Genomic DNA, 23,649 nt, shown 5'->3' on the forward strand with positions numbered 1-23,649 from the left:
TCCCATTCCGAACCCGGAAGCTAAGACCCACAGCGCCGATGGTACTGCATCCGGGAGGATGTGGGAGAGTAGGTCACCGCCGGACAAATTCTGGCAGAGAGGTTGAGGTCCGCACCGTGTGGTGCGGACCTCAGCTGTTTAAGCACCCGTTTGTTTAACCCCCGGTTGTTTACCCCGGGTTCTTTAGCAGCGGGTGTTCAGCTGCGAGTGTGTGGGGGTCCTGTCCTGGTGGGCGGGGCCTTACGTGTTTAACCCCCTGCTTTCCCCTCACATGTGTTGGGTTCCTCTCACGCGCAAGGGGTTCCTCTCACACGTGTTGGGTTCCCCTCACACGCGAGGGGTTCCTCTCACTCGAGATGGCAGCAACTGCACGTCTGAGCGCCCAGAAGAGCACTTACTGCCATCTCGCGGGGTGGGAGGGGTGACGTGGGCAGGTGCAGTCCACCAGACTGGACCCTGTGTCCCGCATGAGCATGAACCAGGCCTTCAACCAGCGGTTCAATTCCGGGCCGGACGTTGAGCGCACGGCCTTCTTCAGCGATGCAGTGTTCGCCATTGCCCTGACCCTGCTGGCCGTGGACATCAAGGTGCCGCAGGTACCCGCCGATGAACTGGGCCGCGCCGTCGGCGAGCAGCTCCCGGAATTCGCAGCCTACCTGCTGTCCTTTGTGGTCACCGCTGCCTACTGGCTCAGCCATCACCGCCTGTTCCGGCTGCTGTCCGGCTTCACCGTAGTGCTGCAGCGGTTGAACCTGACGCTGCTGCTCTTGGTTGCGCTGATCGGCTACGCCGCAGACATGATTGCCTTCTACAGCGACCAGGTGCTCGGCGTCGTCGTCTATGCCGTGATCTTGGGGCTCATTGGGGTAGCGAACACGGCCATGTGGATCTATGCCGGCTATCGGGGGTTGTTCCAGGATGACGTCCATCCCCAGCTTCTGGCATATGCGCGGACCCGTGTGGCTGTTACCCCTGCGGTATTCCTGCTCTCCATTCCGATCGCCTTTCTCAGCCCGGCGGCCGCCACCTTCTCCTGGGCCGCCATCGTCGTCGTCAATCTGCTGTTTAGGCTGTTGGGGAGCAGGGCTGCTGCGCCGGCGGAAACGGTCCCCTAATCTCCCGATTCGTTGTAATAGCCCTGCATCGGGTAGTCTTATATCTGCTTCTTACGGAGCAATGCCTGGAGGATTCGCCTAGCGGCCTATGGCGCACGCCTGGAACGCGTGTTGGGTTAACGCCCTCGGGGGTTCAAATCCCCCATCCTCCGCAAAAGAGAAACACCCCGGTCTTCGGACCGGGGTGTTTTTCTTTGTCTGCGGCAGGTCGCGGCAGCGGGGCTGTTCCCGCCGGGAGAGCTACCGCGCGGCCGGGGCGAGTTCCGGTTCGACGTCGGGCGCCGCCTCCTTCTCCACTCGCCCTGCGGCCCCGCTGTCCCGGGATTTCCCGACGCCGCCCACGGCCTTGGCGGCCAGCCACACCGACACGGCGCCGAGGGCCAGGCCTGCGAACACGTCCAGGACGTAGTGCCAGCCGAAGTAGACCGTGGCCAGGGTTGTGAGGGCCACGTAGACCCACATGATCCAGCGGGCCGCCCTGGGCAGGCGCGTCAGGTGTGCCACCAGTGCGGCCGTGAAGACGATGGAGGTGTGCAGGGAAGCAAAGGCTGCAATGCCGTGGACGGCGTCGGTGGCGAACGGATCCGCCAGCACCTCGATCCGGTTCTCGTACAGGGTGTCCTGCAGGCCGGAGACGGCGGTCTCGGGAAGGTCGCTGAAGGGTGCGGCGTCGTGGTAGATCGGGCCCAGGGACGGCAAGGCGTAGTAGCTGACGGTGCCGAGGATCCAGTTGAACGACAGCGCTGTGGCGTACCAGGCGCCGCGCTGCAGGTTATCGGACCAGACCAGAGCTGCGGCGAGGGACACGGGAACAAAGACCATAAAGATCATGTAGACGCCCGAGAGCAGCTCCGCACTGAAACCGGTGCCGAGCAGGCCCTGCAGGACGTCGGCGGGGTAGCTGCCGCCGGCCAGCCACTTGTCGGAGTCCTCCAGCAAGGCGTCGGTCAGATGCTCCTGCAGGAAAGGCAGGAAGCTCTTGAGATTCCGGTAGGACATGTAGGCGAGGTAGAAGGTGATCAGTCCCGCCACTGCCACGGCCAGCCGGGGCCCCGACCACCGTGTCCGCAGCACATCGGAGGCGGCTGCTCTCAGGCCTCCGAGCTTGCGTCGCCGGGCCAGGACGCGCGGTACGACGTCGGCAGCGATCATCAGCAGCACCATCAGCGGCAGCCGAACATAGCTGGGCCCCAGGAAACCTTCCGGATCCCGGATGGGCAGGTCCGCCCACAGGGCGGTCAAAAGCATCACCACGCTGAAGGCGAGGGAATTAAGCAGGGGAACGCCGAAAAGGCGCTGCCAGGCGGGCCGGTCGGCCGCGGCGCGGATAGTCATTAGACATGTTTATCCCAAGAAAGGGGCAAACCTTTATCAAGGAACCCTGATTATCAGTATGCTTTCAATCACACCTTCAGGCCGTGAATCCGCCGGCCAGCGCGGCCCTGCCCGCTGGAGGAGTTCTAGTTGTTCAGGGCAGCGTCCAACTGTTCCTGGATGGCGCTGTAGTCCATGGAATCCAGCATCAGCACCTCGTTGTCGAGCACCAGTGATGGAGTGCCCGGCAATTCGAGGTCCTGGGAGTCCTGGGAGTCCTGCAGATCCCTGGCCACCCGTTCCTTGAGCGCGTCGGAGTTGTAGTCGGCGCGGAACTGCTCCGTATCCAGGCCCAGGTCCCCGGCGTAGGAGACAAAGAGGTCTTCCACGTCTTCCTGGTTCTTCCAGTCCTGCTGATGCTCGAAGACGACGGCGGCCATCTCTTCCAGCGCACCCTGTTCTGCGGCTGCCTCCACCGCCCTTGCCGAGGTTTCGGCGTTCTGGTGCTTGGGCAGCGGGTAGTTGCGGACGAGGATGCGGACCTGGTCTCCGTAATCGTTCTTGGCCTGCTGGATCAGGGTGTCCATCATGGCGCAGTACGGGCACTGGTAATCGGTGAAGAGCACCAGCGTCGCCTGGGGATCGGCGGGATCGGTAATGGCCCTGGCATCCGCGGGAGCCACCTGATCCACGCGGTCCGTCGGGACGGCGGTTGCTGCCGGAACACTGGCCGAGGTTTCCGGTGCAGGGGAGTCCGACGACGTCCCGCAGGAAACCACGCCGCCGCTAACAAGCAGGCCGGCGATGAGTAGTGAGGGTAGAACCCTGCGCATAGTCCCCTTTCCTGAAGTGGCGAAGCGTGCGCAGAGGCACGCAGCGGGCACCGGGTGCAGTTGGCTTTCCTTTAATGGTTTCACCCGGTTCCGGGGGACTGGAAGCGGGGTGCGGCGTGATTTTCATCCGGCGGTCCTGTGTCCGGCGCAACGGCCGTCGCCATGCCGCGTCCAGCGGAGGGTAATCACCACCGTCAGCGGGCGGCCAGCCGCTCGATCCGCTCCCGGGCGGAGCGCTCGCTGGGCCCCTGCGGGCCGAGGCCCAGCCGGATGACGCCAAGCACGGCCTTTACCGGCAGCCGCATCGGAATCCGGAACGGACCCAGCCGCGGTTCCTTCAGCCCCAGCATCTGCCGGTGCCGCGGCTCCAGCGAGGCGACGGCGCCGGCAAACAGGACCCGGTAGCCGAACAGCTGGGAGCGCGGCAGCGGCGGCCGGCGCAGGAACCCCAACGCCTCCCGGACGTAGGCGCTGTCCCGCAGTTCGCCGTCGTATGCTGCCATCTGCGCGCGCAGCTCGGCCTCGGACCGCGGCGGATTGTCGATGCGCATCAGCTCCCCGGCCACCGCCCATTCGGAGACGTAGGCATCCGGTCCGCCGGGAATCGGCCCGCCGAAGCGCTGGTGGGAGCTCAGGAACGCGTCGGTGAACGCCAGATGTACCCAGCGGGCGATCTCCGGATCGTTCGCCGAGTAGGGGCGTTCGAGGCCGGCGGCGTCCTCGTACGTGCCGTGCACGCGTTCATGCAGCCGCAGAACCCACTCGGATCCGGAGCGGGCCGCCTTGGTGTCCCCGTAGGTGACGGTGAAGATCCAGCGGATGGTGCCGGCGAGCCGGCCCAGCGGATCCTCCTTGTAGTCGGAGAAATCGTGCACGCCGGCCATGGCGCCGGGGTGCAGGGCCTGCAGCAGCAGGGCACGGATGCCGGCAATGATCGGCGTCATGGACCCGTGAACCGCCCACACTGCCGATTCGGTGCCGAAATATCCCGTGTCGTCGCCCTTCGCCAGGTCCAGTTCCCACTGCGGGATTTCGGCGGCATTGTTGCTGAAGGTGCCGATCAGCTGCCGGCGCCAGGTGGAAAGTAGGTTGACCATCCTCCCAGTATGGTCCCGGTCTCTGAGAGCTGTATCAACACTGCGCCGGTAAGACCACGACGACGGGGGAACTCACCTGGAGCTATTGGCTGGGGGACTCCCCGCGCCGCAGAGCAGTTTTGGTTGATCCGTTGAAGGCACCGCGAGTCACGCAGGGACGCGGCCCGGCTTCTGGCTTAGGCTTCGTTCATGGCGGGTCAGGGCGGCGGAGTTGCTTCAGCTTTCGGGTTCAGGTACCAGTACCTGATCACTGTCGAGATCCTGCTCGACCTTTTCGCGAGTTCCGCTGCAAGTGACTGGGTTGTGGACGTAGACCGCGCAGCACAGGACTCCGCTGACATCATCGTACGGGGCTCCGTCACTGGGCCTGCCGAGCGAGCGATCCAAGTGAAGGCATCATTGGCTGAGTCGTCTACGACAATCGGCGTGACGAAAGTCCGTGAGGTTCTGGCGGCTCTGGCTAACGAGCACCCGACGGCCGCGTCGCGCGAGGTAGTAACAAACCGAACTGTGACGGCGCAGCTGAAGCGAAAACTCGCCGCTGAAAACGTGTGGCTGCCGTCTGCCGGTGAGAGGTTTGAACGACGTGCAGAGAAACTCAGCGACCTGACAAGTGCTTTGCTGCTCCGGATCAGTCGTCTGCGTAGCTCCGGGGCGGGCGGATTGGGCATTGATCTGCATTACCTGATACTGCGACAGCTGGTGGACATGGTTCACGAAGCAGGCTCCCGTCCCGTGGACCAGAGCATTACTCGGGAAGATGTCCGCAGCGTTCTTGAGGGGCCAGCACCAGTGCTGTCCGATGCTCTGGGAGCCCGCCGTTGGGGCATAAGCATCCAAGTCCCCAGGGGCAATTACATCGAACGTCCAGCTGTGACCCAGTTCTTGCGAGACGTCCTCCCCGGCACGGCAAGTTTCAACGGATCGCCACCGGTCGCTGTCATTCATGGGATGTCAGGGACAGGTAAAACCTCTGCGGCTAGCCAGTTCGCCCGTTCCCGTCTGGAGTACGTTGCGTTCATACTGTGGCTTGATGCCTCATCCCCCGAGGTATTAAAAACTCAGCTGCCCGCGGCTTTGGACGAACTGGGCGTACGAGTTCCGATGGTGGAACCGACCGCTGAGGGCCTCATGGCATTGCTGGGTGAGCTGCCCGTTCCATGGCTGCTGGTCCTAGACGGTGTGCGAACGATAGAGGAGATCGATGCGTGGGTGCCCCGGAGCGGGTATGGATCAACGCTCATCACCACCACCCGGGCTGACTGGCCGCAGGACTTCGCGCCAGCCCTGCGCTTGGGCGAATTCAGCCGGGTAGAGGCTCGGGAATTTGTCGCGGAACGCCTCAAACAACCAGAGTCAACGTGGTCATCCGAGCAGCTGGCGGCTTGTGATGAGATCGCAGGGCGGCTCTCGAACTGGCCGCTGGCTCTTGAACTTTCGATTAGCTGGATTCAACGTCGCGGGTCATCCTTAGACGCCATGGGCCAATTCGCAGAGCGTGTCGAACGCCTTGATCTGGACGACGCACACCTGCTGCCACATGGCTACCCAAGAACAGCTGCTCAAGTGATCGTCGATCTGTGGACTGAGCTGTCACCGACAGCGCAGCGGGTGATGTCTGTCCTTCTGCTGCTGGGTGGCAACCGCGTGCCCGAACGTCTGATTGCTGACTGGGGACTATCTATCGACCTACCTGTGGGTGAAGCGCTGGAAGAACTCTTCGCTGCGTCGGTCATTCAACGGGTCGTCGCCACGAGTGGAGCTCCACACGACTACGACGAGACCATTGAGGTTCATGACTTCCTGAAGCTCATCGCGCAGACCCGCGGTGTGGAACTGGACGGTGCCACTGTTCTCTCCCTGGTCAGGACAGCTGACCAGTCTTTAGCCTCTTTGACCGAGGCCGACCGATTCCGCGAGGGCGCTACGCTTATTCATCCGCTCGACCATCTTCTCCGTGAATTGGTAGAGACCCTGCGCGAAGAACCCATGGTGCTAATTCAATTGAGCGTGTTAATGCATAACCTTGCGCAGGTAGCGGTCCTCACTTCGAATGTGCCTGTGGCTCGAGTTTGGTACGTTGCGGCCTTTAATGTGCGTCTGGCCGATCCAGAACACTTTGAGGGGACACCCGAAGGAATCCAAGCGCAGTTGCAGACGCTGGCTGGTGCGGCCACAGTCATGGCGCGTCAACACGATCTCGCAGGCCTGCAGAGCACCGCTGAGCAGGCCCGCGATCTCGTGAAACGGATGGATCCGACCTCTTACGATGCGCAAACGCGAGCAGCGGTCCGGAGTATTCATGAGAATGTTGCCCTTCGCTTGCCAGCGTCCCTTGACCAGTTCAGTGCTTTGAGCCAGTTGATCTCCGAGGACAAGGACGCTTCAGGTATTCCTATGGGAAGCGTCAAGGTGAGGGAGCTGCAGAACGAGTTAGAGCAGGCCGTCATGCTCGTTGAGGCAGACCAGTGGCATCTGGCACTAGACCGGGCACTGGGCGCAGCGAACTACGCTCTCGAGGAGAGTCTGCTCGTTGATTGGATACTCGATCGCTTGTTGGACATCGGCTTTGTGCTCATGCTGGCTGTCGCCCGCCGCCAGCATGAGCTGCCGGAGAGCCTGGTTGGTTGCCTCCAGCGGGTGATTGCTTGGTTCCACGAGAACCCAGCTGAACTGGAGCAACCAGAAAAGCAACGACTCCATCTGTTGCAAGGCCTGGCGACCGGTAAGTCGTCAGACCTTCGGACAGCCATCGCGAGCCTACCCAGGCCGGAAGAGCGTACTCCCATGCTCCAAGCCTGGTGCGAGCTAGCCAGCGTGGTTGCGGATCAACTGGATCGTTTCCGCCGTCGTGAGGCATTCGCCAACCTGCCTGAATTCGTCACTGTCGAGATAGCCGTAGACGGTGGCGACGATATCAATTACTGGCAGGAGATTGACCCCTCGGATGGTATGCCACTGCTGTGGGTGTGCACGGCGAGCCGGGTCCGTTACGGCTCCGGAGGGAAGACCGACCCCCTGCGTGAAGAATTCATGGCTGCTGGTCTGCCGCGGTCAGGCCAGGGGGACGGAATGCAGTGTGCTCACGGATGGTCGGCCATTCTGCGGGGAAACGCACTCACCATCAACGATGGCGACGGCATCTCCCGGGTCCTCGCCGACGGCCTCGAAACAGTGTTCTGCCAGCACATTCGCGCTGTCTCGGGGCTCGTGCTTGTCTACGGCGACCGGGCCTTATTCACGACAAGCCAAGGCCCCATGCCCTCCGGATGGGTGCCCCTTGCCGTGGTTTTCGAGACCTCGCCGGCCGACGTGCCTGCCCCCACCTCTGACGGCCCCCAACCACGTTCACAGGCGAGGTTGCGGCAACGCATGCTGGACTGGTGGAGACGGCTTTCAGGGCAGGGATTCGTCTAGGCGCCGAACCCATGTTCGCGTGCTTAGGTCTCCGCATTCGTATGGTGTTTTCATGCTCGCCTGCCAGCGGAACCGACGGCACTCTGCGCCTCCGGTCCGGCACCGCAGGCACCAGACCCCGGCAGAACCGCCTACCGCAGGAGGATGTTCACCGGCACCGAGCCGGAGCCGCGCCGCATCTCGCGTTCCAGCACGCCGGAGCGGTTGGCGGCGTCGTCGCGCAGGATCTCGGTGACCGAGCCCAGGAACCGGGACAAGTCCACCTTGTCCTCGGGCGCGGCGAGCAGCAGCTGGAAGCCGAACTCGTGCAGCGCGTTGATGGACGCCTCGGCAAAGGACAGTGATGACTTCACGAATGCCTCATCCATCATCACGGTCCCGTAGGTGCTGAAGCCCTGCGAGACAATGCCCAGCTGGTAGGCCAGCGCGGAGGCCATGATGAACGCGGTGAACCGCTGGCCCTCGCCGCCGGACATCAGCGACGCCTGCAGGTTGGTGTACGCCTGGCCGTTGGCGAGGCGGTGCGTGCAGGTGATGGTCACGTGGGAGCGCACATCCAGGACCTCCGCCCGCCAGCGGCGTTCCTCCGGATCCTTCAGCCGGTCCACCAGGTTCTCCAGTGCGGTGTAGCGGGCGTCCATGTCCGCTTTGTTCTGCCGCAGGCCCATCATCGGCAGCGCGTTCTTCAGTTCCGTGCGGAACTTGTGGGCGGCGTCGGGCACCGTGGTTTTGACCTCGATCTCCAAGTGGCTGTCCACATGGTATTCCACCCGCTGCAGCACCGAGTTCAGCGGCAGCAGGCGCGAGGAAATGCTGCGCCGTTCCTCGTCCAGCAGGGCGAGCAGATCGCTGAAGCGCTCGTAGGTGCGGTTGTTGAAGTATTCGCGGAACTCGGTTTCGTGCTGCGGCAGGCCCTCGGACACGATGCTCTCGAACCGCTCCGCATAGGCGCCGGCGGCATCCACCGAGGTGCCGAAGTCCGAGCCCCACTTGTCCGTGAACGTCTCAAAGGTCCGCTCAAGCCGGTTCTTCGTTTCCAGCAGCGTCTTTTCCAGCCGGGCACCCTCGGTAATCAGGGTCCGCTCCACCTCGGAGGCGGCCTCCTGCAGGCGCACGACGTCGGTGATCTCGCCGAAGGGGGCAAACAGTTCCTCCAGCGCCTCCTGCAGAGACGCATCCAGGGCGCCCAGCGCCTTGGCGGCCAGGGTGTCCCGGCGGGCGGTTGCGGCGGCGAGCTGTTCCCGGGTGCGGGCCAGATCGCCCTTGAGCACGCCGATCTTCTCGATCGCCGCCGTATGGTCCAGCTCGGCGGTGTCCAGCTCGAAGCGGATCTGCTCCAAGTCCGTGTTCGCATCCCGGGCGGAATCGAGGGCATCGGTGGCGGCAGCAACGGCGTCGCGCTGCGAGGAGGCGGAGAGCTCCTCCCAGGTGCGGGTGTCGGCGGCGACGCGGCGGACCGCGGCGAGCCGGCTGACCAGCTCGGCCTGGGTCTGGGCCTGCGCCTGGGAGCGGGTGTCGGCCTCCCTGTAGCGGTCCCGCAGGGTCAGCAGCTCATTGCCGAGGGCGGCGACGGTGTCCTTGTTGTCAAAGCCCAGGACGTTGTCCGAGGCCTTGGCGTGCCGGTCATCCTTCTCGGTGGTGGAGGAGTTGCGCTTGACCGCGCCGCCCAGGCTCACGCCGCGGGAGAGCCCGGCGAGCTCATCCGGATCCTCCACGCAGACAAAGTCGTAGTGGGCGGTGATCTTGCGGGCGACCCAGCGGCCCATCTCGGAGTCCTGCGTGACCAGCTTGGTGATCAGGTCCCGCGGCCCGGGCTCGGAGGGTCCCTCGACGGGAACACTGACGTCAATGCAGCGCAGGAATCCGTTGAGGTTGGTTTCGGAGAGGTAGCGGGTGACGGCGCGCATGTGCTCGCCGGACACCAGCAGCGCGGTGGCGAGGGAGCGCAGCGTGCGTTCGGCGGCCGGACGCCACTGCTGCTGCTCCGGCTCCAGGTCGATCAGTTCGGCGGCGAACGGCAGGTCCGCCTCGTCCAGTCCGGTGGCGGCGCAGATCTTTGCGCGCTGGTCCAGGGATTCCTGCCGGATGTTGGAGGTGCGGCGGCGGAAGGAGCCGATGTCGTTTTCCAGCTTGGCGATCTGCCCCTTGAGCTGCCAGGCCTGCCCGTGCGCGTCGGAACTGCGCTCGCGGGCTGCCTCCACCTCCAGGGTCAGGGACTTCACCAGTTCGGCGGCGCGGCTGCGGGCGGTGGCGAGGCCGGCAGGGGAGAAGTCCACCTCGATGCCGGCGGCGGCCAGTTCACCGCGGGCGGTTTCCTCCAGCGCGACGCGGGAGTTCAGCTGCACGACGGCGGCCGCCAGTTCGCGTTCGAGCGTGGCGATGGTGCCGCCGCCTTCTTCGCTGTACCGGGCGGTGAGGGCGTTCAGCTTCTTCTTCAGCTCGTTCCGGCGGGTTTCCGCGGCGGACAGCTCGCGGGCGCCGGTTTCCTCCTGCGCGGTGAGCCGGGCGACGTCACGCTCGTGGCTGGCCAGGGTCAGGCGCTGCCGATAGGCGGGCAGCCCGTCCTTGGTGAGGGCGCGGTTGTGCCGCAGTTCGGTGTCCGTGGCGGTGTAGAGCCGGTGCAGGTCCGGGACGTCGGCGAGGTGGTCGCGCTGCTGGCGGGCGCGTTCGAGCTGCCGGCGGATGCTGCGCAGGTGGCTGAAGTCCTCCACCGCTTCATCGGCTGCGGCCAGTGTTTTGGGGGTGTCCAGGACATTGGTGCGGAAGAAGTCGTTGACCGTTCCGCCCAGGCCCTTGCCGGTCTGCAGGATGCGCAGCAGCCCGAAGGCCTTCTCATCCTCCACACCCAGGGCGGTGCGGAAGCGTTCAGCGAACATCTTGTGCGAATCGAAGATGGCGGCGCCGGGCAGCAGCGCTTCGAGACTGCCCTTGGTGAAGCGGCCGCGCATTTCGGTTTCCAGAGTGCGGATGTCCAGCGGCCGGTTGTGCACGGCGTAGAACCGGCCCACGTGATGCTCGGTGCCGTTGGCGGGCAGGTCCATGAGAACGGAGAGCGAGGTGATCTGGCCCAGTCCGTTATCGAAGGTCAGGCAGACGGCGGACCAGGTGGCGCCGGGGCGCTGGTAGGCGGTGCCGTCCGCGCCGGCCGTGCCGCCGCCGTCGGGCCCGTTTCCGTTGCCCGAGCCCTGGGTTCCCAGGCGGCCGCGCATGTAGGAGAACGCGGTGCGCTTTTCCTCGGCCAGGCTGCCGCCGTTGTTCTGGGCGGCCTCGTTCATTTTCGGCCGGGCGTCCATGACCTGGAGCATCGCGTCGAAGATGGTGGACTTGCCCACGCCGGAGTCACCGGTGAGCAGGGTTCCGGCGCGGTCCACGTAAATGGTGTGCGCGCCGTCGAACGTTCCCCAGTTCACGATCTGCACGGAGGAGAGCCGGTTCTGGCCGGGGTTGATCAGGTCGCCCATGGGAAGGGTGGTTTCGATGCTCACGCGATGTCCTCGCCGTCGTTGGCTGTGGCCTGTTCGGCCAGTGTGGGTTCGGCCGGAGCGGGCTCGGGAAGCGCCGGGTCGGGCAGCTCACCGGAGGCGTCCGTCAGGGCCTGCATGAAGGTGACAATGTCACCGATGTGTTCATAGGGCAGCGCCAGCGGCAGGGCACCGGAAATGACCCAGATGTTCTCCACCTCGGTGGGCAGCAGCAGCCGGCGTTCCTGCACCAGCTTGCGGATGGCGGCGTCGGCCACGTCCTCGACCGACTTGGCGTCGCGCTGGCCCGGATCGACGTAGCCCTCGATGATTTCCAGGATGTCGCTGCGGGCAATCACGGCGTCGTTGCCGGTGCCGGCGTGCCGGTCCAGCAGCAGGCGCATGCGCAGCAGCAGCAGGGTTTCCTCGCGGGTCATTTCGCGCTGGCGCTGCAGCACTGCGGTGTGCGGTTCGGGCATGTCCACCGGGCGCAGCAGGGCTACCTTGCGGTCCTCGTCGATGACCAGGGTCAGGAACAGTTCACTCAGCCGGGTGCGCAGTTCGGCCTGGTTGTCCACCACCGTGTTGTAGACGTTGTCCGAGCTGGTGGCGTCCAGGTACGGGCCGCGCAGCAGCCGGATCAGGGCCTGGCGCAGCTTCAGCGGCAGGGTTCCGGTGTCGCCGGGGAACAGTTCGGGTCCGTCGACCAGGACGTCCCGTTCCGCGGCAGCTTTGTCGGTGTAGTCGTCCGCGTAGGGATCGTCGTCGACCTGGTTGGTGGTGCCGGCGGTGCTGGTCGGATCGAGGCTGGTTTCACTCATGGGTGGGGGCTTTCGCGACGGCGACGGCGGGCAGCAGCGCGGTGCGCTCGCTGCCGTCGATCTGGGTAAAGGTGACGGATTCGGGTTGTGCGGCCAGCCCGGCGGGGGTGCTGCCGCCGCGGGAGGCGAGGGAGAAGTCCGCGGAGCCGGCTTCCAGCGCCGCCGAGAGCAGGGCGCGGATGCTGTTCAGGTGCCGGTCCTCGGGGGCGAGTTCGGCGAAGATCTCACCCACCGTGGCGGTGCCGCGTTTTCCGGCGGCCCGGGTGACGGCGTCGCGCAGTGCCCGGCGGTTGGCCTTGGGTGTGCGTGCGGAGCGGTGGATGTCCGCTTCGCTGAACGACGGCGGTGCCGGCAGCTTGGGCGGCGGGGCGTGGTCTTCGGGGTTAAAGAGGTGCACCATGCCCAGGGATTCGAAGGCCGCGCCGTACAGCTGGGGTGCCGGAACGACGGCGGTCCGGCGCTTGCTGCGCGGTGCCTTGTGGATCGCGGTCTCGGCGGTGCGGATCAGCTGGCGCAGCTGGACCGATTCGCGGTACTCGTCGCTCTGCACGTAGGTGTGCATGGATTCGGAGAGCCGGCCGTAGATGCGGTGGATTTCGGTGGCCTGGCCGCGCATATCGCTGATCAGCCGGTGCAGGCTTTGCCGGTCTTCGGGGCTCATGTCCTCGGCGAAGTCCCGCTCGAGCACCTCGGCGATGGCGGCGCGGAAGCGGTCCTGCTGTTCGGCGTCGTTCAGGAAGGCTGTGAAGCCCTCGTAGGTGCGGCCTTCGCTGGTGTTGCGCAGCTTGCGGTCCGCCTCGAGGATTTCGCCCATGGTCAGGCCCTTGGCGGCGTTGGATTCCACCATTTCCTGGCGCAGGGCGTGCAGCATCTTCTCCAGTCCGTCGCGCATCCGCTTGAAGTCCGCCGGCAGTGCGGCTGCGAGGTCCAGGATGTCCTGCGCTGCTTCGACGGCGGTCTCACCGTCGACCGGGGCCGGAGCCTCGCCGGATTCCAGGGCGCGGATCATCTCCTCGCGGCGGGCAACTTCCTCTTTCAGCACCGCGATGCGTGCTGCGGGGTCCGGGTTGGTTTCGTGGGCCAGGTTTTCCACCCTGTCCAGCAGGGTGGCCAGCCGGGAGGAGTTCAGGCTGGTTTTGTCCGAGGTGAAGCCGTCCAAGTAGGAGAGGTAGCGGACCGAGGACTCAGTAAGTTCGTAGACGAACCGGCCGTCGACGCGGGGGCGGGCCAGGAAGCGGCGGGCCACCCAGTCATCGGCGTAGTTCTTTCCGGTCCAGTCCTCGCGCAGGCTCACTCCGGAGATGCGCAGCTGGCGCAGGAATCCGTCGGTCATGTTGTGGAATTCCTCGAGCGGAATCCGCGGCCGGGTGCGGCTGAAGGCTTCCCGGAACAGGGCCAGCACCCACGGATTTGCGGTGGTGAGTTTCCAGCCCGGTGTGGCTTGGAGCCGCTGCAGTTCCGCCCAGTGGGCCACCGCGTTTTCGATAAAGGACATTCTGCGCTTTCCGGACCGGGAACAGGACAAACGGGCCTTGTCGATTTTAGCTGTCGGCAGGCCGGAAGGTGGCATCGGCGGGGAGCCGGGCGGCGGGCCGCTAGGTGTACTGAGACACCACGTTAATTACACGGCGATATAGGTGAAGACCTCTTAGGTTGGTGGTTACCACACCGGTCCGAACCTAAGAGGTCTTCATGTCCCACCGTAATGCCCGTCTGGCTCCTGCCGGAAGAATGATCCTGATCCAGCGCGTCACCGAGGGCCGGCCCGTCGCGCACGTAGCGAAAGAAATGGGCATATCCAGGCCCACCGCCTACCGCTGGGTGACCCGCTACCGGGATCAAGGACTGCCCGGTCTGGAAGACCGATCCTCCCGACCGAAGTCCTGCCCGCACGCCACCAGCGCAGAAAAAACGGCCGAGGTCCTGGCTGCTCGCACCGAGCACCGCTCCGGGCCCTCGGACCTCGCTGCCCGGACCGGTGTCGGTGCCCGCACGGTCTCCCGGATCCTGGCCCGCGCGCACGTTCCCAAGCTCTGGGGACTTGGACCCGCTGACCGGGATCCGGATCCGTGCCTCACGTGCCACGGAACGCCGCTACGAACGCGACGCACCCGGGGACATGATCCACATCGATGTGAAGAAACTCGGCCGGATCCCGGACGGAGGCGGCTGGCGGGCGGACCCGAACCAGTCCGTCCGTAACCATGCCAAAGGGCATACCCGGGTTGGTTTCGACTACGTTCACGTGGCTGTCGATGATCACTCCCGGCTCGCGTTCGTCGAGGTTCACCCGGATGAGAAGGGCGTCACCTGCGCCGGGTTCCTTACTCGGGCCGCAGCGTTCATGGCCGCGAACGGGGCACCGGTGAAACGGGTAATGACGGATAACGCGTTCGCTTACCGGCTCTCCAAAGACTTCCAGTCCGTGCTGGCCGGCCTGGAGGCCAAGCACATCCTGATCAAGCCAAGGCATCCGTGGCAGAACGGCAAAGCTGAACGCTTTAACCGGACCCTGCAGGAAGGCTGGGCCTACCGGCACGTCTTTACCTCGAACCAGGCCCGTACCGATGCCCTCCAGCCGTGGTTAGACTTCTACAACCACCAACGCCCGCACGGCAGCCTCGGAGGCAAAGACGAAGGCGACAAGAATGGCACAACGTGTACAGGTACAGCTCCTCGACGATATCACCGGTGAAGAAGCTGCAGAAACCGCCACCTTCGACCTGGACGGTGTCGCGTACGAAATTGATCTAACGGCGGAGAACGCCAGTTGGCTGCGCGAAGAACTGAGCGTCTATCTTGAAAAGGGTCGCAAGGTACGCGCGGACGGTCGCGGTCCCAACAGCGCTCCACTCCACCTTCCCGAAATGAACCCCACGGTATCCGCGAGTAGGCTGAAAAGAACGGTTACAGCCCCAGCAGCCGGGGTCGGGTCAGTAAAAGTATCATCGAGGCATACCATGCAGCCAACTCCTAAGCGGATTGCAGCCTAGAACCATCCATTGGGCCTTGTTATAGAGCTTCTTCCGGCCCGATTCAGGGTTACCGAGTGGTGGCCGGTTTTGCCGACGTCCAGGTCAAGGAAAACGTATTGCTTTCATGTTCCAGATGCAATTTTGTTGATCCTTGGGTCATCCGTACTCAGGCGGCCGGTTGAGCGGCTTAGAGTGAGAAGGAGTCCGGTGGCCGCAACCTTTCCGGTCACGACCACCGGGGGAACTGCTTCAGCGGGTCACGCAACGGCACGCAGGTAAGCTGACGACAGGCTGGAGTATCCCGGCGATCGCTTGGGGGCCATTTGGGGTGTTGCACACGGTAACTAACTGCCGCATGCGGGATCCGGACGGTGTCCGGCATGCGGCACCTCTACTGCCTCAGGCTCGCCGCGACCTCGAGAATTCGCGCGTGATGAACGCCACGGCATTTTCGAGCGCCTCAGTCGCTAGGGGTGAATGACCGGCAAACATATGCCAGACGTGGAACATCTCAGGCCAAACCTCGAGGGTTATTCGGACACGCTGGTGGGCCAGGTTCCGACCGAGATCGAGGGCATTGTCGAGCATGACCTCGTTCTCGCCGATCTGAATGAGCGTGGCGGGCAGAGCACGCACATCGGCGAAAACCGGAGACGCGTCGGGGTCGGTCGGGAGTGCTCCCTGCAAGAAGGTGGCCGCTAGCTGGTTGAGGGTCGTTTCGTTGACTAAAGGGTCAAGACCGTCTCGCGTCCGCATGGATGCGCCGGTGTTTGTCAGGTCCGCCCAGGGCGAGATGGACACGGCTGCGACGGGTAGGTCCAGCCCGCGGTCCCTAGCCCATCTCATGACCGTGATCGCCATGGCACCTCCCGCTGAGTCTCCGGAGACTGCGAGGGATCCCGTGTGGAGTCCCCGGTTGACGAGTTCCTCGTACACGGTGAAGACGTCCTGAATGGGGGTAGGGAATGGATGTTCGGGGGCCTGCCGATAGTCAGGGACATAGACCGGGATGCCGAGTCTCTTGGCGTATTCACCCGTGAGTACTCGATATGGTTCGACGGCGCCGTGCACGTAACCGCCACCGTGGATGTACAGCAACGCTCGACTCTTATCAGCATTGTCCGGGGTCACCAACATCGTCGGCACTCCCCCTAGGGTGGTGCTTTCGAAGCTGACGCCGTCAGGAGGCGGCAGTAGGTCCGCGAGCTCCTGGGAATAGACCTCGCGGGCCTTTACCCACGGAACATCTGGTTGCCCGAGAAGGGCGGGGCCGAGGTACCGAGCGGCGTGCTGCCATCCGGCGAGCATCCGAGCCAGATTGGGTTCAAGGGGCATAGTGGTGGGTCCTTTCATAGAGCGCCGAGCTCCCGACGTTTGACGGAAGCGAGAGGCACTATCGGTACCTTGCAACATTGACACTTGCGTTAAGGTCAAATAGGGTCGAACCGTGCGTATCGGAGAACTTGCAGAACGGACGGGAGCTACCCCGCGGCAGCTACGGTTTTATGAGTCCTGTGGGCTCCTCAGCGCAACCCGGGAGGGGAATAACTACCGGAGCTACGCGGAGTCGAGCGTGGGGCGCGTAGAGCAGATCCGCGGCCTCCTCGAGGCGGGCCTCTCCACACGCATGGTCGGGGAGCTCCTACCGTGCTTTGATTCCCCACAGGACTCCATCCATTTCGTTGGTGTCACTCCCGAGATGGCGGCTGAGCTCGAGCGAGAGCGGAATCGCCTCGATCGCCTGGTCGGTATCCTCACGCGCAACCGCGACGCGGTCACAGCCTATTTGCAGCGGCTGAATTCTCTGCGGGACGAAGCCGGGGGCGTTGCTCGCCCATAGGAACTCTGCCGCCTTCTCTCCAGCCCCCAGCAAGGCCGTTTAGCAGTGGAAATCGGGACATGTGTCGCTGTGAGTCACAACTTCCTCGTGTTGCGCGAATACACCGTCGAAGGCGAACGCCTCGCCCTGCCCATGTTGCTAAAGGGCTGGCCGGGTATGCTGCGGCTACCAAGCAGACCGATGCCCAGAGCCCGCGCTGAACGTGACTTACCTGCACACCGACTGGAAAGTCGCCGGATTCGCCACGCCCGGAGCACACCGTTCCGGTGCTATGGCCGAGGAAGAGAAAGCCGAACGGCGGATTGACCGGGGGAGCGGGACCCGAGTCTGAGTAAAACGGATTCTGGCCCCGTCCTTGGGTGCCTGGCAATCCCTGAGTGCGCGGGCGGCGGCCTCCGCCGCCAGCTCCCCCGGCCGCCGCCATTACACGCTGCGCGTCCACACCACCCAGTACAGGCCAAGCCCCGCACGGCCGGCCTAATACAAAGCGAAAGGCCCTGCTGCGCTTCGCTCCGGAGTGAAAGCCTCTTTTTGCCTTGTGGGTGGCTGGGTATCTCCGTCATACAAGGCCACCGATCGTAGCCCTCCGGGGGCCCGTCCAGTCAATCCACGCGCCCAAACACCGTCACGCAGTCCGTCCTCGACCGGCTGAATCGGTGGGGGCCTCGCATGGCGGGGCAGAAAGGAGGTGTGGCGAATGAGCATCGACCACGCGTTGCAGCTCACTACCGCGGTAGTGCAGCTGGCAACGGCAGTCGTGGCTCTACTCACCGCACGAAGCGTGCTCTTAATGAGCAAACGCTCCCGAGGGCGAACTCGGAAGCGTAAGCGACGTGCAAGGAAGTAGTCACACAACCCCCGGTGGTCGTGACCGCAAAGGTTGCGGCCACCGGGCTCCTTCTCACTCTAAGCCGCTCATCGAAGAAAGGAAACAGCAATGATCGTCTTGAATCTGGTGCTCTCAGTCCTGGCGCTGGGCGCCGTCACCGCCGCTTGGGCAATAGTGAGAAAGCACCACCACAGCTAGACCCGCTGCGGTCCCGGCACCTGCCGGGGCCGCTGCAGTCTTGAACCTAGATGCTGCGCTTACGCCCATACTCAGCCCGGGCAGCCAGGACAGACGTCGTCAAAACCCAGAGCACTCCTGTGACCGTGTCATCCCAAGCGTCGGCTCGGACAAAGAAACTGATGCTCACCCCGGCTGTAACAACCGCCGCCCATGCCCAAACAATCCACGTCCGGCTTTGTCTCCTAGCCGTTGGTTCCTGAGTCATGCGTTCACTCTATGCCAGGGCCCTAGGCCGCCGAAGATTCTGGTCGGCCACTGTCCTGGTTTCCGCTGGCGCTTCAACCAGGAAACGGGCGTCCGCTCCGCGGCCGGCTCTTTGGCCCGGGCCGCACCGTCGCAGAGCTCCGGACCCCCCGAACCTGATGTGTCTACGACGTTTTTTGCTGCTGTCCTTCGGATCATACGTGCCCGCTCCAGCCCGTCTAGCCCCTCCTTCGTCGGGGCCTGCGGCCCGCAAATTTTCCTCCGGCGCTCCTGCGTCGCTTCTATCCTCCGGAAATTTTCCGACCCTTGCCCTGCGGGTAGACAGGCTTCCGTCGGGCACAGCTCCGCAAGCTTCGCCAGCAGGCAAAGAACAACGGGGGAGGGGCCAACTGCTGGACCACCATAGGCCCCGAGCCACCCGCAACCACAGGAGCAAAAACCTTGAAACCCAGTTCACCACCAAGGACACCAGTGAGACCGTGCAGGCCCCGCAGCTGCCCGCCGATGACCGCACCGGCGACGGCTACGACTGGATCGACACCCTCGCCGATACCCCGTGGGCCGTGCTGCCCAGCTGGGGCAGTGAGGGATGGGACGCCGGAGCCTGGCCCTACATCATCTTCACCGCCGCCAAGCACACCGACGCTGCAGGCCCGCTCTACGGGTACGGCCTCTACATCGAAGGCGACACCGAAACGCATTGGTTCCGCACACAGACCGCGTGCCATGTGGCGATCACCGAAGCAGTGTTCGGCTTCTGGAAGCTGGGCCAGTCCCAAGGACCGGAGGACCTGCCCGAGGCCGCCGCCGAACTGCCCAGCCGCTACCGCAAGCCCTACTTTGGTTGGATTCCCGGACGGGAAACCGTAGAGTAACCGACCAGCCGGGCCGCGCCCGTTCCCCCCAAGGAGGCGCGGCCCGGCCCTCGCAGAACTCGGGCCGGGCCAGGTCCCAGGACACTATGAGCGGTCCTGCGCTTCGCTCCGGCCTGAATACTTCGGGCCGCTCCTTCGTCGCGGCCACCGGCCGACCCGCTGCAGCTAGGAACCAGCACCGGCCGCCCACCAACCAGCGCTGAAAATCAGCGGCCCTGCGCTGCGCTCCGGACTGTAGCCGGCTGCTCCTTCGTCGCATCCGGGATTTGTCTACGACGTTTTTTGCTGCTGTCCTGCGGATTATGCGTTCCCGCTCCACAGCGTCAACCGGCTCACGCCGGCTGCAAGCATCCACGTATTTATCGGCGCTTCGCTTATTTCCGCCCAAAACGTTTCTGCTCTTGCGCCTGCGGCGTTGAGCACTGCTCCGACGGGAACAGCGAGACAAGCTCGCCAGCAGGCAAAAAACAACGGGGGAGGGGCCAACAACCCGACCAGCGCCACCGGTCCCGAACCCAACTCACCTTTCCCCAAAAAACAGGTAGAAAACCCCTAGAATAAGCGGAAAAATGCTGTTTATTCAGATGAATAAATGGGAAAATAGAAGCAGCACCACCGCACGGACTCACACTAAACGACGACGAAACCTGAGGAATGAGTGCCATGACTATCACCGTCTACACCAGGCCCGGCTGCTCACCGTGCAAGCTCACCATCCGGAAGTTCGAAGCGGCCGGACTGACACCTCAGGTAGTGGACATCAGCACCGCTGAAACAGCAGTGGACTACATCTCCAACGAACTCGGATATGCCCAGGTCCCCGTCGTCGTTTACGACAAGGATGGTTCCGAAGATCACTGGTCAGGACTGAACCCGGACAAGATCAACCAGGTCATCGAGCTGGAGAAAGCCCACTAACCCATAAAACGCAGCACACCCACCTACCCAAAGGAAGCTGATCATCATGGCAGGCGAAACCACCCTCACCGTTACTGGAAACCTCACCGCTGACCCGGAACTGCGCTTCACTCCCAGCGGGTCCGCCGTCGCAAACTTCACCATTGCCTCGACCCCCAGAACCTTCGACCGGCAGGCCAACGAATGGAAAGACGCAGACACTTTGTTCCTGCGCTGCAGCGTTTGGCGGGAAGCAGCTGAGAACGTGGCTGAATCCCTCACCAAGGGCACCCGGGTCATCGCCCGCGGCGAGTTGAAGCCGCGCAGCTATGAAACCAAGGAAGGGGAGAAGCGCAACGTCATGGAGTTCGAGGTTGAGGAAATCGGCCTGTCGCTGCGCTACGCGACCGCGAAAGCCAGCCGCGCCAACAAGCCAGCACCGGAAAAAGGAGCCGCTACCGGGGCCGAGCCGGCCGCGGGAGAAACCTGGGCGAGCTGGGCACAGTAATCAAGAGCTTCAGCGCCGGTGGATACGCTGGCACCGGCCCATCCCCTTCCCACCAAGAACGCGAGAGAACGGCAGACATGTCACATCAGGAACAACTCAGAGAATGGGCCCGAGGCTCCTACACGCTGGAAGCCGGAACGGAATTGCTGCTGCGGGCCTTCGGCGGCCGCTTCGCAGCCCCAGGGAAACCCTGGATCCGCACCAGTTCCAATGCTGACGGAGAAACGACCGAGGCGTGGATCGATTTCGCCGCCAGCCCGGAGCATGCAAACAGCGGAGCATACTCAGGAGGCGAACGGCGATTCCTGCTCCTGGCCGCGTCCTTCGGAGAAGGAGTCCCCGTTGTCCTCTCAGATATTCTCTCCGGGCTGGACCGCGAAACCGTTGTTCTCGCCCTGGCCGCAGTCTCGCACGCCGCCGGAAGCCACCAGCACTCCGGGATGAGTTTCCACGAGGACGGCCGGCCAAAAGCTTTCACGCATCGGCCTTCCCTGTACCCGTGGCCGGCGGAAACCCTCCCCGGAACCTCGACCAGCTGAGGGGGGAACTGTGAGCCGTCAGAAGCCGGCATCTTTCACCCCCTACTTTAGGGTGGAGGATGCCGAGCAGGTGCGGGCAGCGTTCCTGGCCGCCGGCCGCGCCGAAGGGTATGAGTCCGTGTCAGACTTGATCGAAGCAGCAGTGCTCCGCGAGGTGCGCCGGCTGCAGCGCAAACACAACAAGGGCAGGAAATGGGAACCGGTCAAAGCCGGCGCCCTCCGCCCCGGCCGGCGCACCCTCACCGAAGAGGGACGCCAGGCACCATAGATTTCCTTCGTTGGTTGCGGAGGACAGTAAGGGAAGCGGGAACCGTTGGCGCGGTTCCCGCTTCCACCCTTTAACGGCACAACGACGCCGGCCGGGGGAGAACGACACGCGCACCACCGTGGCGGAACCGGCCAAGATTTGCTTGGCTACGGCTATGACCAGCACCTCAACCTTGGATCCCGCCGACCCGGAGTCCTGGACCCCGCAGCACTGGTCCCGCCAAGAGTGGTTCTACATGTGGACCAAGGGCCTGGATCCGTGGCACATCGCCGTGCTGTGCCGGGTGCCGTACCGGAAGGTCTATGACCATATCCGCACCCGGATCACTTACCACCCCGAGCTGTTCGGGCAGCGGCTCATGGTCCATGATCAGCCGGCTGTGCCGCCGGGCGGGCTGAAGAAGCCGAAACCCACCTGGGAAGAACGGGCCGCGGACCTGGTCGACTTCCGTCAGGTGTATGGGAGGTTCCCCCGTGGGTACCTCGAGGCGGAGAGCTCGCTGTACAGCTTCCTGCAAAGCCAGCGCGGCCGGTACCGGGCCGGCAAACTCCTTGAATTGAGAAAGGCCCACTTGGACGCGAACTTGCCTGGTTGGCTGACTCCACCAAAAGCGGAACGTGAACGTGCCCTGTGGCAGCAGCGTGTGGCAGAGCTTGAAGAGTTCCTTCGGACACGCGGGCGCTATCCTCGCTACAAAACTGCCACGGATTCTGCGGAGAAGGTTCTGGCTGTGTGGCTGGAACGCCAACGACACTGCCTTCGCACAGGCAAACTAGGGCAGCTCAGGGAAATCCAGCTGAACGCAGCAGCGTCAGGTTGGCGGACATAGGGACGTCTGGGCGGGTGCATCTAGGTGTGGCTGGCCAGGAGGCCAGCCACACCTAGAGCGCAAGGGGCTACATAGGCCACCACTCAATTACGAACTCAATCGAGCGAAGAATCGAGCCTAGGGCAACGAGACTTTTAGTAACCATCTTCCCAATCGAAGCGGTCCTTTGCAGGGCCTTGCCAAGACGGGTCTTGCGGGTTGGTGCTATGTTTTTCATGCAGTTTCCTTCGAAAGGTCACCGCAAGAAGAGCTGCCACTCAGTGGCGACGAAGGTCACGCAGGAGCTTAGTTGACATCCAACTGGACCCCCATGTAGGTTTTACTCTGAACTCGTGAGTATTTATGACCACTCTCCTTCCCATGCGGATCATGAATAATTGAGATACTCCAGCTGCGAACTGAGGTATCGTTCGGATGTGGGAACATCCAAACGGCGCTATATAAACGCCAGATAGATCGTACCATACGCTGTCAAATTGATCGCAATTTTTTGTTAAGGCCCCGACAGGGGCCTTTTCTGTTTAAGACCTTTGTGGGCCCGTGATAGCAACCCATAAGACACTTTGTGTAGAGGACGCTCATTATGAATGTAGTCGTCGACGTCGGCAGGGCTATGGAGGACGGGATGCGAGGTCAGTACCGACGTGGTGTGAAGCACGTGCTGACTGTCTCAGTTCTCCTCGTTCTTGTATCGGACAGGCCATTGAAATCACCTCCTTTCTCAAATGCCGTGAGTCTGTTGTCTTAGGACGCAAAGAGCAGGCGTATGGGATCCTTCGCTCCCTTTCCAAATGGAGCCTGCAACGTGTAGTGACGCCGCTGGAAGGTGACGTCAGAGGTTCCCCAGTCCTCTATGATTTTGGTTTCAAAGGTTAAAATTTCTCGGCTCTGCAGCTCTCTAAATCCATTCCCGAGCGTGTCGGCAGAAATGCCATACCATCGGTTGGCTTGGGATTCAGGAAGGTAGAAGCCTGGTCGCAATGAGCTGGCGATCAGAAGTGATGCCTTACCTGCTAGGGAAAGGCTGGTACTCCAGCCGGCTGTCCAATATTCGAGCGGAAGTTTGAAGTACTGTCCCTTAGGCGCCACATATGGCTCCCCTTGGCCGTTCTCATGGAGTGTAGTGATCTTGGCTTTTCGTGAAACGCGTTCTCGTTGGACGAGTCCATAGCCTTCGAGCCTGTTCCAGCACTTTGAGACGGCGTCCTTTCCATATCTCTCGCCCCCCAGTCCCAAAGCCCGCGCCCATACAGTGGCTCCACGGATTGTGTCCCATGGCCGCGCGGAGGCGACTAGGCGATGCAGAAGATAGAGATCCAGGGACCTCCCGTTTCCGCTCTTGACCATTTCGCCCAGACGACCGGGAACCGATGAGTCCCCTAGAGGGCGCTGAGTAAAATCGTTGCGGATGGCGACGCTCGACTTGCGTTTGGACTGCGTGACGAGCGCTGCGATCGTCTTCGCTTGTTCTTCCTGTAGTTGCTGTTTCATAGGTACATCTAAGCATTGACAGCCGATCTCAGCGGGCGTGGGACGGCGAGTCAGTTGACGTCTGGGCGGGTGCTATTAACAAATGCCAATGCAAAT

General features: G+C 63.3%; 17 protein-coding genes, 1 tRNA gene, 1 rRNA gene and 3 pseudogenes. 14 read left to right on the forward strand and 8 right to left on the reverse strand.

The features are described from left to right. The 3 genes from rrf to WKB88_RS17755 all read left to right on the forward strand — a co-directional run. Positions 1-85, forward strand: a 5S ribosomal RNA gene (gene rrf, locus WKB88_RS17745); the annotation flags it as partial. 382 nt (positions 86-467) lie between these two features. Further along, on the forward strand, positions 468-1,115 hold the full coding sequence (locus WKB88_RS17750; RefSeq protein WP_341395894.1) for a TMEM175 family protein: 648 nt from the start codon (positions 468-470) through the stop codon (positions 1,113-1,115). 67 nt (positions 1,116-1,182) lie between these two features. After that, positions 1,183-1,267 (forward strand) — tRNA-Ser (locus tag WKB88_RS17755). Between the two features lie 88 nt (positions 1,268-1,355). Here WKB88_RS17755 and WKB88_RS17760 read toward each other — a convergent pair. From WKB88_RS17760 to WKB88_RS17770, 3 genes are all read right to left on the reverse strand, one after another. Further along, positions 1,356-2,450 carry a phosphatase PAP2 family protein gene (locus tag WKB88_RS17760; RefSeq protein WP_341395895.1) on the reverse strand — a complete coding sequence of 365 codons (1,095 nt, stop codon included), beginning with the start codon at positions 2,448-2,450 and terminating at the stop codon, positions 1,356-1,358. A 125-nt stretch (positions 2,451-2,575) separates the two neighbouring features. Next, a complete protein-coding gene (locus WKB88_RS17765; protein ID WP_341395896.1) occupies positions 2,576-3,262 on the reverse strand; it encodes a DsbA family protein in 687 nt (228 codons plus the stop codon). A 194-nt stretch (positions 3,263-3,456) separates the two neighbouring features. After that, positions 3,457-4,359 carry an oxygenase MpaB family protein gene (locus WKB88_RS17770; protein WP_341395897.1) on the reverse strand — a complete coding sequence of 301 codons (903 nt, stop codon included), beginning with the start codon at positions 4,357-4,359 and terminating at the stop codon, positions 3,457-3,459. A 189-nt stretch (positions 4,360-4,548) separates the two neighbouring features. Here WKB88_RS17770 and WKB88_RS17775 point away from each other — a divergent pair, with 189 nt between their 5' ends. Then, complete coding sequence (locus WKB88_RS17775; protein WP_341395898.1) at positions 4,549-7,776, forward strand: hypothetical protein; 3,228 nt, start codon at positions 4,549-4,551, stop codon at positions 7,774-7,776. A 131-nt stretch (positions 7,777-7,907) separates the two neighbouring features. On the opposite strand, the gene WKB88_RS17780 is transcribed toward WKB88_RS17775, so the two are convergent. The 3 genes from WKB88_RS17780 to WKB88_RS17790 are packed head-to-tail and all read right to left on the reverse strand — an operon-like array spanning position 7,908 to position 13,553. Then, complete coding sequence (locus WKB88_RS17780; RefSeq protein ID WP_341395899.1) at positions 7,908-11,261, reverse strand: ATP-binding protein; 3,354 nt, start codon at positions 11,259-11,261, stop codon at positions 7,908-7,910. Continuing rightward, positions 11,258-12,058, reverse strand: a complete 801-nt coding sequence (locus WKB88_RS17785) for a DUF4194 domain-containing protein (RefSeq protein ID WP_341395900.1) — start codon at positions 12,056-12,058, stop codon at positions 11,258-11,260. Before WKB88_RS17785 ends, WKB88_RS17780 begins: the two co-directional genes overlap by 4 nt. Beyond that, positions 12,051-13,553, reverse strand: a complete 1,503-nt coding sequence (locus WKB88_RS17790; RefSeq protein WP_341395901.1) for a DUF3375 domain-containing protein — start codon at positions 13,551-13,553, stop codon at positions 12,051-12,053. Before WKB88_RS17790 ends, WKB88_RS17785 begins: the two co-directional genes overlap by 8 nt. Before the next feature lie 197 nt (positions 13,554-13,750). On the opposite strand from WKB88_RS17790, the pseudogene WKB88_RS17795 reads away from it, so the two are divergent. From WKB88_RS17795 to WKB88_RS18275, 3 pseudogenes are all read left to right on the forward strand, one after another. Then, positions 13,751-14,753, forward strand: a pseudogene (locus WKB88_RS17795) (IS481 family transposase). After that, positions 14,707-14,817, forward strand: a pseudogene (locus WKB88_RS18270) (Lsr2 dimerization domain-containing protein); the annotation flags it as partial. The pseudogenes WKB88_RS17795 and WKB88_RS18270, both read left to right, overlap by 47 nt. Before the next feature lie 167 nt (positions 14,818-14,984). Beyond that, positions 14,985-15,035 (forward strand): annotated as a pseudogene (locus tag WKB88_RS18275) (hypothetical protein); the annotation flags it as partial. A 397-nt stretch (positions 15,036-15,432) separates the two neighbouring features. On the opposite strand, the gene WKB88_RS17805 reads toward WKB88_RS18275, so the two are convergent. Beyond that, a complete protein-coding gene (locus WKB88_RS17805; RefSeq protein WP_341395903.1) occupies positions 15,433-16,368 on the reverse strand; it encodes an alpha/beta hydrolase in 936 nt (311 codons plus the stop codon). A gap of 112 nt (positions 16,369-16,480) precedes the next feature. Here WKB88_RS17805 and WKB88_RS17810 point away from each other — a divergent pair, with 112 nt between their 5' ends. The 7 genes from WKB88_RS17810 (at position 16,481) to WKB88_RS17840 (ending at position 22,062) form a co-directional block, all read left to right on the forward strand. Beyond that, positions 16,481-16,873, forward strand: coding sequence for a MerR family transcriptional regulator (locus tag WKB88_RS17810; protein ID WP_341395904.1), 393 nt, complete (start codon positions 16,481-16,483; stop codon positions 16,871-16,873). A gap of 1,752 nt (positions 16,874-18,625) precedes the next feature. Continuing rightward, positions 18,626-19,021 carry a hypothetical protein gene (locus WKB88_RS17815; protein ID WP_341395905.1) on the forward strand — a complete coding sequence of 132 codons (396 nt, stop codon included), beginning with the start codon at positions 18,626-18,628 and terminating at the stop codon, positions 19,019-19,021. 663 nt (positions 19,022-19,684) lie between these two features. Further along, positions 19,685-19,939, forward strand: coding sequence for a glutaredoxin family protein (locus tag WKB88_RS17820; RefSeq protein WP_341395906.1), 255 nt, complete (start codon positions 19,685-19,687; stop codon positions 19,937-19,939). 46 nt (positions 19,940-19,985) lie between these two features. Further along, positions 19,986-20,426, forward strand: coding sequence for a single-stranded DNA-binding protein (locus tag WKB88_RS17825; protein ID WP_341395907.1), 441 nt, complete (start codon positions 19,986-19,988; stop codon positions 20,424-20,426). A 77-nt stretch (positions 20,427-20,503) separates the two neighbouring features. Continuing rightward, positions 20,504-20,965 carry a hypothetical protein gene (locus tag WKB88_RS17830; RefSeq protein WP_341395908.1) on the forward strand — a complete coding sequence of 154 codons (462 nt, stop codon included), beginning with the start codon at positions 20,504-20,506 and terminating at the stop codon, positions 20,963-20,965. 10 nt (positions 20,966-20,975) lie between these two features. Then, positions 20,976-21,233, forward strand: a complete 258-nt coding sequence (locus tag WKB88_RS17835) for a ParB family protein (RefSeq protein ID WP_341395909.1) — start codon at positions 20,976-20,978, stop codon at positions 21,231-21,233. Between the two features lie 154 nt (positions 21,234-21,387). Next, positions 21,388-22,062 (forward strand): helicase associated domain-containing protein, encoded by a 675-nt coding sequence (locus WKB88_RS17840; RefSeq protein ID WP_341395910.1) that lies wholly within the window; start codon positions 21,388-21,390, stop codon positions 22,060-22,062. A 744-nt stretch (positions 22,063-22,806) separates the two neighbouring features. Here the strand turns inward: WKB88_RS17840 and WKB88_RS17845 are convergent. Further along, complete coding sequence (locus WKB88_RS17845) at positions 22,807-23,553, reverse strand: hypothetical protein (RefSeq protein WP_341395911.1); 747 nt, start codon at positions 23,551-23,553, stop codon at positions 22,807-22,809. Positions 23,554-23,649: the final 96 nt, after the last annotated feature.

This window comes from Arthrobacter sp. G119Y2 (genome assembly GCF_038069765.1).
Lineage (GTDB): Bacteria > Actinomycetota > Actinomycetes > Actinomycetales > Micrococcaceae > Arthrobacter_B.

Excerpts from the sequence above, each read along its gene's own strand:
- WKB88_RS17750 (WP_341395894.1), top strand. The coding sequence starts at position 468 with ATGAGCATGAACCAGGCCTTCAACCAGCGGTTCAATTCCGGGCCGGAC.
- WKB88_RS17760 (WP_341395895.1), bottom strand. The coding sequence starts at position 2,450 with ATGACTATCCGCGCCGCGGCCGACCGGCCCGCCTGGCAGCGCCTTTTC.
- WKB88_RS17765 (WP_341395896.1), bottom strand. The coding sequence starts at position 3,262 with ATGCGCAGGGTTCTACCCTCACTACTCATCGCCGGCCTGCTTGTTAGC.
- WKB88_RS17770 (WP_341395897.1), bottom strand. The coding sequence starts at position 4,359 with ATGGTCAACCTACTTTCCACCTGGCGCCGGCAGCTGATCGGCACCTTC.
- WKB88_RS17775 (WP_341395898.1), top strand. The coding sequence starts at position 4,549 with ATGGCGGGTCAGGGCGGCGGAGTTGCTTCAGCTTTCGGGTTCAGGTAC.
- WKB88_RS17785 (WP_341395900.1), bottom strand. The coding sequence starts at position 12,058 with ATGAGTGAAACCAGCCTCGATCCGACCAGCACCGCCGGCACCACCAAC.
- WKB88_RS17790 (WP_341395901.1), bottom strand. The coding sequence starts at position 13,553 with ATGTCCTTTATCGAAAACGCGGTGGCCCACTGGGCGGAACTGCAGCGG.
- WKB88_RS17805 (WP_341395903.1), bottom strand. The coding sequence starts at position 16,368 with ATGCCCCTTGAACCCAATCTGGCTCGGATGCTCGCCGGATGGCAGCAC.
- WKB88_RS17820 (WP_341395906.1), top strand. The coding sequence starts at position 19,685 with ATGACTATCACCGTCTACACCAGGCCCGGCTGCTCACCGTGCAAGCTC.
- WKB88_RS17825 (WP_341395907.1), top strand. The coding sequence starts at position 19,986 with ATGGCAGGCGAAACCACCCTCACCGTTACTGGAAACCTCACCGCTGAC.
- WKB88_RS17830 (WP_341395908.1), top strand. The coding sequence starts at position 20,504 with ATGTCACATCAGGAACAACTCAGAGAATGGGCCCGAGGCTCCTACACG.
- WKB88_RS17840 (WP_341395910.1), top strand. The coding sequence starts at position 21,388 with ATGACCAGCACCTCAACCTTGGATCCCGCCGACCCGGAGTCCTGGACC.
- WKB88_RS17845 (WP_341395911.1), bottom strand. The coding sequence starts at position 23,553 with ATGAAACAGCAACTACAGGAAGAACAAGCGAAGACGATCGCAGCGCTC.